The following is an 11,670-nucleotide window of genomic DNA, read 5'->3' on the forward strand; positions in this document are numbered from 1 at the left end:
AGTGGACCCATGAACACGGCATCCACCCCCGCATCCGCCGGCGCACCGCGCTGGCTCAGCCCCGGAGAGCAGCTCGTCTGGCGTTCGTACATCGAGGCGGCCACCCTCCTGGAGGACCATCTCGACCGCCAGCTCCAGCGGGACGCGGGGATGCCGCACGTGTACTACGGGCTGCTCGTCAAGCTCGGCGAGTCGCCGCGCCGGCGGCTGCGGATGACGGAGCTGGCCCGGTCCGCGAAGATCACGCGGTCCCGGCTCTCGCACGCGGTGGCGCGGCTGGAGAAGAACGGCTGGGTGCGCCGCGAGGACTGCCCCTCCGACAAGCGGGGCCAGTTCGCGGTGCTCACCGACGAGGGGTACGCGGTGCTGGAGCGGACCGCGCCGGGGCACGTGGCCGCCGTCCGCCAGGCCGTGTTCGACCGGCTCACCCCCGAACAGCAGGAGTCCCTCGGCGAGATCATGCGGATCGTCGCCGAGGGACTCCAGCCCGCCGAAGCGGGCGCGGACCTGCCCTGGCTGCGCTGAGCGCGCGGCCGGGACAGGTCCGCCGGGACCGTGCGTACGAGGCGTCCCCTCCCCGTACGCACGGGTGGTGCCGGGTGGTGCCCGAAGGGGTACGGCGTCCAGGTGTCAGTGGGCGATGACCGGCACCGGCAGTTCGTCCTCGGCGCCCTCGCCGGAGGCGGCGACCGCGCCGCCACCCGGACGGCCCGCGTTGACGAAGGTCAGGGCGATCACGCCCGCCGCGACCAGGATGCCGACGGCGAACCAGATCGCGCTGGTGTACCCCTGCACCTGCCCCTGGAGCTGGACCAGCTGCTGCTGGGCCCGGCCGGAGGCGCCGCCGATGTGGTCGGCGACGTAGGTGGTGGTGGCCGAGGCGGCGATCGTGTTCAGCAGGGCCGTACCGATCGCGCCGCCCACCTGCTGGGAGGTGTTGACCATCGCGGAGGCGACACCGGCGTCCTGCGGCCGCACGCCCTGGGTGGCCATGGACATGGCCGGCATGAATGCCGTACCCATGCCGAGGCCCAGGAGCAGCATGCCGGGCAGCAGCACCGCGGCGTAGGACGTGTCGATCTCCAGCTGGGTCAGCAGCAGCATGCCGACCGCGCCGACCAGGAAGCCAGGGCCCATCAGGAACCGGGGCGCGACCCGGGTCATCAGACGGGTGCCGATCTGGGTGGAGCCCGTGATCATGCCCACGACCATCGGCATGAAGGCGAAGCCGGTCTTGACCGGCGAGTAGCCCTTGACGATCTGAAGGTAGTAGGTGAGGAAGAGGAACAGGCCGAACATGCCGATGATGGCGAGGCCGAGGGAGAGGTAGATGCCGCCGCGGGTGCGGTCGGCGACCACGCGCAGCGGCAGCAGCGGGGCCTTCACCTTGGACTCGACGAGCACGAAGGCGACCAGCAGGACGGCGGCGGCGACGAACATGCCGACCGTCGTGGCCTCGCTCCAGCCCTCGGACTCGGCGCGGGTGAAGCCGTAGACCAGGGCGACCAGGCCCAGGGTGGACAGGATGACGCCGGGGACGTCGAGCGCCGCGCGGTTGCGGCTGCCCGCCGGCTCGTGGACGACGAACCAGGCACCGGCCGCGGCGACCACCGCGAACGGGATGTTGACGAAGAACGTCCAGCGCCAGTCGAGGTACTCGGTGAGGAACCCGCCGAGGATCAGACCGACGGCCGCGCCACCACCGGCGATGGCACCGTAGATGCCGAACGCCTTGGCGCGCTCCTTGGCGTCCGTGAAGGTCACGGCGAGCAGGGAGAGCGCGGCGGGCGCGAGCAGCGCGCCGAAGGCACCCTGGAGGGCGCGGGCGCCGAACATCATCGCCTCGTTGGTGGCGGCGCCACCCAGCGCGGAGGCCAGCGCGAAGCCGATCAGCCCGACGACGAAGGTGCGCTTGCGGCCCCACAGGTCGGCTATCCGGCCGCCGAACAGCAGCAGTCCGCCGAAGGCGAGCGCGTAGGCCGTGACGACCCACTGCCGGTTGCCGTCGGAGATGCCGAGGTCCTGCTGGGCGGAGGGCAGGGCGATGTTCACGATGGTCGAGTCGAGAACGACCATCAGCTGGGCGAGCGCGATGAAGACCAGCGCTTTCCAGCGATTGGCGTCGGGGACGCCGGGAGCCTTGACGGCTGCTTCGGACATGGAGGTACCCACTTCGGGACGTCGTGACGGAAAAAACGGAACGGAGCGGAACAGAAAACGGAACAGAAAACGGAACGGAAAGCGGAACGGAAGCGGAACGAATACGGAAAGACTGAGTCGGTGACGACACCGACGGTGACATCGACACCGGTGTCGACGCTGATCAGAAACGCCGGGGCGGCAGCGGGCAGGGCCGGATCACGGCCCGTCCACGCTCACGGCCGGCCGGCCGGCCTTCGGAGCCGGCGCCCGGACCGGGTTCGGCACCGGACGTCGGACCGGTCAGAGGTGCTCTCGGACGGAAGTGCGGAAGTACTCGGACGGATGAGGCGACGCGTACGGGACTATTCGCAGGGCCGGCGCAGATCCTCCACGGTGATGGCCGTGCCCGGCAGGGCGGAGCGGGCCGGAGCCCGCAACCCGTCCAGGAACAGCTGGAGATGACGGTGGGTGAAGCGGTCGCCGCCCAGGCACCGCGTACCGGCCGGCGGCCGGCTGAGCTGGGCCACGGCCACCAGCAGGTCGCCGACGCCCACGTCGCCCCGTAGCTGACCGGCCGCCCTGGCCCGGTCCATCATCTGGCCGACGAGCCCCTCGACCCGTCGGCGAGCCGCTTCCAGGTCGGGGTGGTACCGGTCGAACGTGGCGGAGACCATCGGGCACAGGGCGCTGATCCGCTGGTCGGCGGCGACGTGCACGAAGCGCTCCAGCGCCTCGAAGGCATCGCCGCCCCGGGCGAGCGCGACCTCGGCCGCCCCCGCCATGCGGTCCATGACCGAGCAGACGACCTCGCGGACGAGGGCGTCGCGGTCGGGGAAGTTGCGGTACACCGTGGCATTGCCGACACCGGCCCGGCGGGCGACCTCGTCGAGCGGCACATCGGGGCCGTGCTCGACGAACATCTCCTGAGCGGCGGTGAGGATCCGCTCCCGGTTGCGCAGGGCGTCGGCGCGCGGCCGGGCCACCTTGCGCTGCGCGGGGGTCGCGGTCTGCACGGCGTACTCCTTCGTGGCGTGTGGCTGACACTCGTGGCGAGTGCTCGGTAGCGAACCGGGGAGCCAGTCCCCGTTTCGCGCGGACACAGGTCTAAACGGGGAAACGATCCCCGGTTATTTCCCCGCCCACGGGAATATGTCGTGACCTGCGTCACACGGCCGATCCGCTCCCGCCCCGCCCCACTCCCCCACCGCGGCCCGCCCCCAACCCCCCGGAACTGGTCTCTACTGCCCTCCCACCCCCGCCCCCCCACCCCCTACCGGCGGGAAACCCACGATCGGTCTCCTCCAGCGCGCGCCCCCGCCTCCCCCGGCACAGGGTGGGCCAAAGGGTGCAGCCGGAGACCGGCGGCTGCCGTGCCCCGGGAGGACTGGATGCAGCCGCAGCGCCGTCGGATACGCCCCCGCCGCGTGGCCGCCCTCCTGTCCGTCACCGCCCTGACCCTGGCCGTCAGCACCTCCGCCGGCACCGGCCCCCTCCCGCCGGGCCCGTCCGCCGCCGGCGCCGCCCCGGCCTCCCTCTCCCGCTCCTCCGCGCACGGCCCCTGCATGATCACCGGCGGGCCCGGGATCCAGATGTCGGAGGGCGTGCCGACCGCCCCCGGCTACTCCCGCTCCACCGGCACCGTCCGCGCCCTCAACCTGATGGTCGACTTCTCCGACGCCCCCGGGCAGGGCAAGGCCCTCGACCGCTACGCGGAGTTCTTCCCGCAGACCCGCCAGTGGTTCCGCACCAGCTCCTACGGCCGTCTCGACTACCGCCCCGAGGCCCCGGTCCGCGACTGGCTGCGCATGCCGAAACCGTTCGCCGAGTACGGCATAGAACGCGGCGCCCCCTTCGACCCCGCCTACCGCGACCTGGTCGAGGACATCGTGGCGACGGCCGACCCCCGGGTCGACTTCCGCGCCTACGACCTCCTGAACGTCCTGGTCACCCCCAACGCGGGCCCCTCCGCCCTGGACACCGTCCTGTCCGTCACCTTCGCCGGCAACCAGGAGGCCCCCGTCGCCGACGGCGTCCCGGTCGCCAACGCGTCCTTCGTCTACTCCCGCCAGGACGACGGCTCCGGCTCCTACGGCAGGACCGGCTACCGCGTCCTCCCCCACGAGAACGGCCACGTCTTCGGCCTGCCCGACCTCTACACCCAGGAGGGCGGCGGCGCGGTCGGCCACTGGGACATCATGAGCGAGGACTGGGGCGCCAACAACGACCTGGTCGGCTGGCACAAGTGGAAGCTGGGCTGGCTGGACGCCGCCCAGGTGCACTGCGCGTCGGCGCCGGGCACCCGGGAGTACACGCTCACCCCGCTGGCCCGCGCGGGCGGCACCAAACTGGTCTTCGTCCCCCTGGACGCCCGCTCGGGCTACGCCGTCGAACTGCGCACCCGCGAGGGCAACGACGAGTCGGTGTGCCGGCCGGGCGTCCTGATCTACAAGGTCGACGCCGACGTGGACACCGGCATGGGCCCGGTCGAGGTGTACGACTCCCGCCGGGACAGCGGCGGCTGCACCCGCAGCCCCAACGTCCACGCCGAACTCTCGGACGCGACGTTCACCCCCGGCGAGACGTTCGAGGACCCGCGCCACGGGGTGAAGGTCACGGTGGCGGGCGCGGACCTCAAGGGCGACCACCGGGTACGGGTGACGCGACGCTGAGAGCGGACGCCGGGGACGCCGTACGGCGGGCGGCATACGGTAGGCCTGCCCAGACCGCCGTACCGGAGACCCGATGCCCGCCAGGACCACGAACGCCACGCACGGCACCCCCGCCGCCGACCCGGCCGGACCGTCCGGACCGGCCGAACCGGCGGAGGCGGTCACCCCGCTGCTGCGCGGGATCGCCGTACTGCGCGAGCTCACCGAGGCGGACGGCACCCTCAGCCTCAGCGCCCTGGAACGCGCCACCGGCCTCGCCCGCTCCACCGTCGACCGCGTCACCGCCACCCTGGCCCGCATGGGCTACGTCCGCCTGGACGGCCGCGACGTGGCCCTGGCCCCGCGCCTGGCCGAACTGGGCAACGCCTACCTGGCCGCCCTGCGCCTGCCCGCCCTGCTCTCCCGGCGAGCCGACGCCCTCGCCGACGAACTGGACGAGTCCGTCTCCCTGGCCGTCGCCGACCGCGACGCCATCCGCTTCATCCACCAGGCCACCCGCCGCCGCGCGATGTCCCTCAGCTTCCGCATCGGCGACCTGCTTCCGGCCGAACGCACCGCGCCGGGCCCCCTGTTCGCGGCGGAATGGACGTCTGCCGACTGGCACCACTGGCACACCCGCCGCGCGAGCGACCCGCACGACACCGCCTTCCCGGCGGTCCCGCCCCTCCCCCACCCCACCCCCGACGAGGACTTCACCCGCCGTACGGCCCGGGCGGCGGCCGACGGCTGGGCGCTGGACGACCAGTTGATCGAACCGGGCCTGGTCGCGGTCTCGGCACCGGTACGGGACCCCCGTACCGGCCGGGTGGCCTGTGTGGCGAGCGTGGTCAGCCACACCAGCCGGCACACCGCCGCGGGCCTGCGCGACGACCTGCTGCCGGCCCTGCTGTCGGCGGTGTCGTCGATGGAGGACACCCTGCGCACCGCCCCACCGCCGGAGCCGGGCCCGGTCCCGGCCGGCCTGGCGGTATGGACCGGCGCGTCCAAACAGGAACTGGGCCGAGGCTTCGTGGAGTCCCTGGCCCGCGGCCTGACCGTACTGACCGCGTTCGGCGAGGGCCGCTCCGCGCTGACCCTCACGGACGTGGCGAAGGCGACGGGCCTGTCCCGGGCGACGGCCCGCCGCGCCCTGATCACCCACGAGTACGCGGGCCTGATCACCCCTTCGTCGGCCACGGACCGCACCGTCACCCTCACCCCCCGGACCCTCTCCCTCGGCTTCCCTCCCCTCTCCCGCCTCTCCCTCCCCCAGATCGCCCGGCCCCACCTGGAGGCGCTCGCCGCCCGCGTCCACGAATCGACGTCCATGGCCGTCCTGTCCGACTCCGGCAAGGAGATCCAGTACACGGCCCGCGCCGCCACCAGCCGCGTCCTGAGCGCCCACATCACCGTCGGCACCCGCCTCCCGGCCCCCGCGACCGCCCTCGGCCGCGTCCTCCTCGCCGACGCCCCCCAGGGCTACGCCCTCACCGACGGCGAGTTGGAAGCGGGCCTGCGCTCCCTCGCGGTACCGGTGCGCGACCGCGCCGGCCACACGGTCGCCGCGATCGACGTCACCCTCCACGCGGCCCGCCGCACCCCCGAGTCCTGCGTCGAGGAACTCCTCCCCGCCCTGCGTGAAACGGCCACCGCGATCGAGGCCGACCTGCGGGCGGCGGGCCGCTTCCGGACGGTGCCGCCGGTCTGACCCCTGCGCCGCACCGCAGAGCCAGAGCCCCTGCCCTGGGCCCGCCCCCATCCGATACCCTGTCCTGGGCTGCCCGCAGCAGCAGCCCAGGCCTTCGTAGCTCAGGGGATAGAGCACCGCTCTCCTAAAGCGGGTGTCGCAGGTTCGAATCCTGCCGGGGGCACAGCAGTTGATCAGGATTAGGCCCCGGAACTCGCAAGTCAGCGAGCATCCGGGGCCTTCCTTATGTGTCGTCCGTGCAGTCTGCCGACAGTCTGAATACACCCTCGACACACCCTCGGCACGGCGTCCCGTCGCCTAAAAATCGCCTAAACGATCATGCCGTTTGCGCAGGCGGGTACAGGAATGAGCAACCCCCGCCTCCACACGGGAGGACGAAGGTACCCGTGCCGGGCCGCTACCTGGAGGGGCCACCAACCCTGTAGCGCCCGGCACGTCGTGAGGCGTAGGGCGAGTACGCCGCGCGTCCGTGCCGAGCGGCTCCGGCAGAACCTCAGCCAGGACGACGTGTGGCTCGCGGCCGGGATTCAGCGCTGGACCTACCAGCGCGTCGAAGCCGGCGAGGACTGGAGAGGCAGCACGCTGCTCCGCATCGCCTGGGTCCTCGATGTCCCTCTGTCCGAGTTGCTGGGTGACGGCCGCCCCTGACGGGGTAGCGGGAGCGGCCGCCCTTCCCACTGGCGCCGCCATCGGCGTAGCAGCGCCGGCAGGGGTCAGGTGAGGTCGCGGTGCCGCGGGCACCGACACGGGGGCCACGCAGACGTGAGGTCGGGGTCCAGCTTGCTGCTGGACGTGATCTCGACCTCGGGCCGCTCCTCGATGACCTTGCCGTCGCGGATGCGGGTGACGCGCATCGTCATCAGCCGCATCGGCTCCGCGGTCACCGGGCGTCCCCGTGCGCGCTCTGCTGGTGCCGGGCGAGCAGCACGCGCTCGTCGCTCGCACGCGAGTAGTCGCGCCGCTCCTCGGCCTGTGCGGCAGCCGCCTGGTGGCGCGCACAGGTGGCGCACTGAAGGGCTGTCGGGGTGGGCGCCGGTGTTCTACGCTCCATACGTCACTGCTCCTGAGGTAGCGGTGGCCGTCCCCCCGGGCCGTTCGCGCGGCCGCGGGGGCTCTTTGTGACACGGACCATACCGCGCCTTACCGCGCCTTGCCGAGGGCTCCTGCGGTCGCGCGGCATGGTGCGGCTACTTACGGTCGCCAATATGGGTGAGGATCTTGACCGGACGCGGGCCGTGTGGCGGCAGGTCGCGCAGGTGGTGATCGCGCGGATCAAGGACGGTACGTACCCGCCCGGGTCCCGCGTCCCGTCCACGCTGGAACTGGCCACTGAGCTGGGTGTGGCTTCGTCGACCAGCCAGAAGGCCCTGGCCTACCTGCGCCGCGAAGGATGGGTGCGCGGTGAAACAGGCATCGGCACCTTCGTGGCGGATGACCTGCCGAACAACTGACCCCTGACGTGACGCCCTGGAACTGGCATGGCGGACCGCTACCCTCCCGGCATGGACGACGCCGCCGCGCAGCAGCCGTACATCGACCCTGACTCCGACCACGACGACCGGCCGGTGTGCGGAATCTGCCCGTCGCTGCGGTTCCCCCGGGAGGCCTTCGTCATCTACGACCGGCCGACCTGGGAGGCGCCATTCAACAGCGTCGACGGACGGCGCTACACGCTGGACGGGCGCGTCCCGGCCTGCGTCCACCCGGACAAGATCGGGCTCCGGCCGGACAGGCAGGCCCCGCCTCCCAAGCCGCTGGAGACGGGGCCGCCCGCAGGCGAGTCGGCTACGCCGCGGCGTAGTCGATGGTGGAGGCCATCCCGCGCTCGGTGATCCCGATCCCGGCGTACAGGCCGTCGAGGATCTGGCGGCGCCGCTCGGCCTCCGGCTCGTCGATCCAGTACCGGCTGTCGACCGGGCCGAACGTGCTGCGGTACGCCTGGTGGGTGTAATCGCCGAGCCGCCAGGCCCGGCCGGCCTCGTGCTCGCGGACGGTGGAGTGCACGAACAGGCGGCCGGTCCGCTGCTGCACCCGGGACAGAGCGGTGAACTGGGCGCACAGCGCGTGCACCGCGGTGTCGACCGGTACCGGGACCGGCAGTTCGGCCGCCAGCTCGTCGCCGTCGGTCATCTCGTACACCGCGCTCTTCAGCGCCATGACGCGCAGGGCGTCGTTGATGAGCGGCGGAGCGTCGCGCTCGACGTTGTACTCGGGGATGAGGACCTGGCCGTAGTCGTCGGTCCAGTCCGAGGAGTACTTCTTGCAGCCGTCGAGGACGGCGGGCATCTCCGGGTCCGCCATCCATGCGGTGTGGATCTCGCGGGCCCGCTCGGCGACCGTCTCCGGCGCGGGGCGGGTGAGGGTGATGGCCACTGCTGCCTCCCATGTAAGGGGGTTGCTGGTGCCCGTCATCGTGGACGCCCCAAAAGGACGGTTGTACTGCCAGACGGGGGTCATTCGGGACGCCACGCGCTACCGTCCTGAATGGCCTAAGTGTCCTGGGGGGAAGCCTTGAATCTGGAGCTTCAGCGCGCTATTGACGCCGCCGGAATCAGCCGGTCCCGTCTCGCCCGTAGAGTCGGAGTGAGCAGCAAGACGGTGGACCGCTGGATCACGGACCCTGTCCGCGTCCCCCACCCGCAGACGCGGGAGGACGTGGCTGAGGCGTTAGGAGTGGACGCAGACGTGTTATGGCCGAAGATCCGAAGCGCAGTGAAGACGGGCCCCGACCGGGAGATCGTGGCGACATACCCGTATCGCAACGCCTGCCCGGCCGCCGTGTGGTCGCGGCTCCTCGACGACGCGGCGCGAGAGATCACCTATGCGGGGTACACCAACTACTTCATCTGGCAGGAACAGCCGCGTGTCGGCGAGCGGCTCGCGGCCAAGGTTGCGGCGGGCTGCACGGTCCGGTTCCTCGTCGGCGATCCCGAGTCCGAGGTGACGCGCCGGCGGGAGGAGATCGAAGCAGTCCCGCTCACCGTGTCCACGCGGATTCAGATCACGCTGGACGCCCTGAGCAGGATCGAGGGGGACGGCGTCGAGGCGCGCCTGTCTGACGGGCACATCGCCCTGTCGGTGTTCCGGTTCGACGACGAGATGCTGGTGACGCCGCACCTGGCCAACCTGCTGGGGCACGACTCGCCGCTGCTGCACCTGCGGCGCCGGGGTGAAGGAGGGCTGTTCGACCGGTTCGCGGAGCACGTCGAGGCGCTGTGGACCGAGGCCCGGCCGGTGCTGGCCACCAGCTGAGCGCAGACATGACGAAAGGCCCCCGCCGCCCGCCCCGAAGGGCAGACGACGGGGGCGTTCTCACACTCCAGTTCGGTAGTAGTCCTCCACGTCCTGCGGCGGCGGATGCGGGGTGCCGCCCTTCTCGACGACCTGGTCCCGCAGTGCCAGCGCCCACCGGGAGATAGAGAACCACGGCCGCATCACCGAAAGCCTCCAGCAGGCCCCCAAGCACTTCGACCTGCGTCCCATAGCCGGCCTCAGCTCCCAAGCCCCTTCCTCCCCTCCACCCATCGCCGACTGAGTTACAACTTTCTCTACTGGTTCAAGGCGGCTCGCTCCGCTCCCCGCGCGCGGCCCGGCCCCCGGCCGGGCCTGCGCTCCTGTCTCCGCCCCGCTCCAGCCCGGCCGGCGTCCGAGCCGCGCTCAGACGGATGAGTCGAGAACCGTGAGACGGATACTCCGCGGTGAGCGGTCGAGGTCACGACGGATGCCTCCGGCGGGGGATCGGCCGGCACCGGGATGGAGGGGGCACCGTCGCCGACAGCGGGCCCGTAGGGGTGCGCGAGGAGCTTCCATCCCGTCCACCGCCGACCCAGGCAAAGCCGAGCGGACGCGGCCCAGGGCGTCAAGGTCGTTCGTACAGTGGCGCGCTCCACCTTGACACCCTGGGCCGCGTCCGCTCCACGGTGTGTGGGTCGACGGCGGACGGGATGGAAGCAAAAAGAGCGGCTCGCCAGGGGTTCCCTACGTTCTCTCCCCGCCACCCCAGGTAACGCCTCAGCCTGGCTACCTACCAAAGACACTGCAACTCCCTGTTCAGTACCTGCAAGAACTACGCAACACCTGGAAGGAGACATTATGAGCGAACGGGACGACTTCAACGCGAAGACCCTGGAAGAACTAGCTAAGCGGGTTGCCTTCAGATGCTCTGCCCCATCATGCGATATGGCTACCATCGGCCCATCGGACTCTCGAAGGAGTGGAGTGAGTAATATCGGAGTGGGTGCACACATAACCGCAGCCGCGAAAGGAGGGCCGCGCTACAACAAGGAGTTATCCCCACAACAGCGAGCTGCATACGATAACGGAATATGGCTATGCGGAAATCACGCCAAACTCATAGACGATAACGAGGATCGCTACCCGGTGAGGCTTCTTTCGGCATGGAAAAGAAGTGCCGAACGCAATGCTCGCCTCCGCGTTGGACGCCCCACCCGGGAGCAGGCGCCGAGCCTCCTTGTCGATCACGACATAGTCATACCAGATGGTGATCCCCGCCAGCTTGTGCTGGATTTCTTTGAGGACATTGGCGCAAGTCGAGCATGGGGCCGGGAAATACACGACTCCACCTTTTTTTTCGTTTACGAGGTGGCCTTGAACGCCTTTGCTCACGGACGATCAGAGAGCCTGTCGCTGAAAACGCGGAAAGGTTGTTTGTACATCCTCTACACCGGCCAGAAGTTCGGGCCCTTGGATCTGGACGCGATCACCGGTCAAGGAGGTGCGGCGGCACTCAAGTCTTTCCGGCGCCAGTGTAACGGCTACATAGAGCTTGCCTATCGCCACAGGGAGGGATTAAACGAGTGGGTGTTGATTGACCTCGCCAGAAGCCTTAATCATAGGCACCCTTGCGGTCTACAGCTAACTAGAAACGTCATTGCCGCAGGGGATTATAATAGAGTTAAAGGGTGCGCTGAAGTCCACCTGTACGTCCCCCAAATGTTTTCCTTCAGCGATACGGGGAGATTGGCTAGGCAGCTGATAGCGCACCTCCCTGACCGCTGCTATGTTCTCCATAATGTGAGCAACGATCCTGGCCTTCGCGCATACATAACTGACAAGTTGCCTCGTGTTCGATTTGTCCCTGCGTGATGCTTTAGCGCGTAATTTACTAGCGCTCCGACCCGACTACCAGTTTGCGTTTCCGCCTCATCAGCA

Annotated in this window: 14 protein-coding genes and 1 tRNA gene; 9 read left to right on the forward strand and 6 right to left on the reverse strand. The window is 70.2% G+C overall.

The features are described from left to right. The first annotated feature begins 9 nt into the window (after positions 1-9). Complete coding sequence (locus ACIQR3_RS11215; protein WP_403537289.1) at positions 10-525, forward strand: MarR family winged helix-turn-helix transcriptional regulator; 516 nt, start codon at positions 10-12, stop codon at positions 523-525. Positions 526-630: 105 nt separating this feature from the next. On the opposite strand, the gene ACIQR3_RS11220 is transcribed toward ACIQR3_RS11215, so the two are convergent. After that, positions 631-2,160: an MFS transporter gene (locus ACIQR3_RS11220; protein WP_403537291.1), complete on the reverse strand. Its 1,530-nt coding sequence runs from the start codon at positions 2,158-2,160 to the stop codon at positions 631-633. 344 nt (positions 2,161-2,504) lie between these two features. After that, positions 2,505-3,155 carry a TetR/AcrR family transcriptional regulator gene (locus ACIQR3_RS11225; protein WP_403537294.1) on the reverse strand — a complete coding sequence of 217 codons (651 nt, stop codon included), beginning with the start codon at positions 3,153-3,155 and terminating at the stop codon, positions 2,505-2,507. 375 nt (positions 3,156-3,530) lie between these two features. Here ACIQR3_RS11225 and ACIQR3_RS11230 point away from each other — a divergent pair, with 375 nt between their 5' ends. The 4 genes from ACIQR3_RS11230 to ACIQR3_RS11245 all read left to right on the forward strand — a co-directional run bounded on the left by ACIQR3_RS11230 (position 3,531) and on the right by ACIQR3_RS11245 (position 7,146). Further along, positions 3,531-4,811: a M6 family metalloprotease domain-containing protein gene (locus tag ACIQR3_RS11230; protein ID WP_403537297.1), complete on the forward strand. Its 1,281-nt coding sequence runs from the start codon at positions 3,531-3,533 to the stop codon at positions 4,809-4,811. Between the two features lie 73 nt (positions 4,812-4,884). After that, positions 4,885-6,498, forward strand: coding sequence for an IclR family transcriptional regulator C-terminal domain-containing protein (locus tag ACIQR3_RS11235; protein ID WP_403537299.1), 1,614 nt, complete (start codon positions 4,885-4,887; stop codon positions 6,496-6,498). Between the two features lie 90 nt (positions 6,499-6,588). Further along, a tRNA-Arg gene (locus ACIQR3_RS11240) sits at positions 6,589-6,661 on the forward strand. Positions 6,662-6,936: 275 nt separating this feature from the next. After that, positions 6,937-7,146, forward strand: a complete 210-nt coding sequence (locus tag ACIQR3_RS11245) for a helix-turn-helix transcriptional regulator (protein ID WP_403537302.1) — start codon at positions 6,937-6,939, stop codon at positions 7,144-7,146. A gap of 65 nt (positions 7,147-7,211) precedes the next feature. On the opposite strand, the gene ACIQR3_RS11250 is transcribed toward ACIQR3_RS11245, so the two are convergent. Next, positions 7,212-7,382 (reverse strand): hypothetical protein, encoded by a 171-nt coding sequence (locus ACIQR3_RS11250; protein ID WP_403537304.1) that lies wholly within the window; start codon positions 7,380-7,382, stop codon positions 7,212-7,214. Continuing rightward, positions 7,379-7,549, reverse strand: a complete 171-nt coding sequence (locus ACIQR3_RS11255) for a hypothetical protein (RefSeq protein WP_403537307.1) — start codon at positions 7,547-7,549, stop codon at positions 7,379-7,381. Before ACIQR3_RS11255 ends, ACIQR3_RS11250 begins: the two co-directional genes overlap by 4 nt. A gap of 154 nt (positions 7,550-7,703) precedes the next feature. Between ACIQR3_RS11255 and ACIQR3_RS11260 the strand changes: the two genes are divergently transcribed. Next, positions 7,704-7,949: a GntR family transcriptional regulator gene (locus ACIQR3_RS11260; RefSeq protein ID WP_403537310.1), complete on the forward strand. Its 246-nt coding sequence runs from the start codon at positions 7,704-7,706 to the stop codon at positions 7,947-7,949. Between the two features lie 51 nt (positions 7,950-8,000). Further along, on the forward strand, positions 8,001-8,330 hold the full coding sequence (locus ACIQR3_RS11265) for a hypothetical protein (protein ID WP_403537313.1): 330 nt from the start codon (positions 8,001-8,003) through the stop codon (positions 8,328-8,330). On the opposite strand, the gene ACIQR3_RS11270 is transcribed toward ACIQR3_RS11265, so the two are convergent. Further along, the gene (locus tag ACIQR3_RS11270; RefSeq protein ID WP_403537315.1) at positions 8,284-8,967 is read right to left on the reverse strand and encodes a hypothetical protein; all 684 of its coding nucleotides are present in this window, start codon (positions 8,965-8,967) and stop codon (positions 8,284-8,286) included. The genes ACIQR3_RS11265 and ACIQR3_RS11270 overlap by 47 nt on opposite strands. Positions 8,968-9,081: 114 nt before the next feature. On the opposite strand from ACIQR3_RS11270, the gene ACIQR3_RS11275 reads away from it, so the two are divergent. Beyond that, complete coding sequence (locus ACIQR3_RS11275; protein ID WP_403537318.1) at positions 9,082-9,750, forward strand: hypothetical protein; 669 nt, start codon at positions 9,082-9,084, stop codon at positions 9,748-9,750. Positions 9,751-9,810: 60 nt separating this feature from the next. Here the strand turns inward: ACIQR3_RS11275 and ACIQR3_RS11280 are convergent, their stop codons facing one another. After that, positions 9,811-9,933 carry a hypothetical protein gene (locus ACIQR3_RS11280; protein WP_403537321.1) on the reverse strand — a complete coding sequence of 41 codons (123 nt, stop codon included), beginning with the start codon at positions 9,931-9,933 and terminating at the stop codon, positions 9,811-9,813. Between the two features lie 657 nt (positions 9,934-10,590). Between ACIQR3_RS11280 and ACIQR3_RS11285 the strand changes: the two genes are divergently transcribed. Beyond that, positions 10,591-11,604: a hypothetical protein gene (locus ACIQR3_RS11285; RefSeq protein ID WP_403537324.1), complete on the forward strand. Its 1,014-nt coding sequence runs from the start codon at positions 10,591-10,593 to the stop codon at positions 11,602-11,604. Positions 11,605-11,670 lie beyond the last annotated feature (66 nt).

It is taken from the genome of Streptomyces sp. NPDC090994, from assembly GCF_044768905.1.
GTDB lineage: Bacteria > Actinomycetota > Actinomycetes > Streptomycetales > Streptomycetaceae > Streptomyces.

Coding starts and splice junctions, on each gene's coding strand:
- ACIQR3_RS11235 (WP_403537299.1), top strand. CDS start 4,885: ATGCCCGCCAGGACCACGAACGCCACGCACGGCACCCCCGCCGCCGAC.
- ACIQR3_RS11230 (WP_403537297.1), top strand. CDS start 3,531: ATGCAGCCGCAGCGCCGTCGGATACGCCCCCGCCGCGTGGCCGCCCTC.
- ACIQR3_RS11260 (WP_403537310.1), top strand. CDS start 7,704: ATGGGTGAGGATCTTGACCGGACGCGGGCCGTGTGGCGGCAGGTCGCG.
- ACIQR3_RS11280 (WP_403537321.1), bottom strand. CDS start 9,933: ATGCGGCCGTGGTTCTCTATCTCCCGGTGGGCGCTGGCACTGCGGGAC.
- ACIQR3_RS11285 (WP_403537324.1), top strand. CDS start 10,591: ATGAGCGAACGGGACGACTTCAACGCGAAGACCCTGGAAGAACTAGCT.
- ACIQR3_RS11215 (WP_403537289.1), top strand. CDS start 10: ATGAACACGGCATCCACCCCCGCATCCGCCGGCGCACCGCGCTGGCTC.
- ACIQR3_RS11255 (WP_403537307.1), bottom strand. CDS start 7,549: ATGGAGCGTAGAACACCGGCGCCCACCCCGACAGCCCTTCAGTGCGCC.
- ACIQR3_RS11265 (WP_403537313.1), top strand. CDS start 8,001: ATGGACGACGCCGCCGCGCAGCAGCCGTACATCGACCCTGACTCCGAC.
- ACIQR3_RS11220 (WP_403537291.1), bottom strand. CDS start 2,160: ATGTCCGAAGCAGCCGTCAAGGCTCCCGGCGTCCCCGACGCCAATCGC.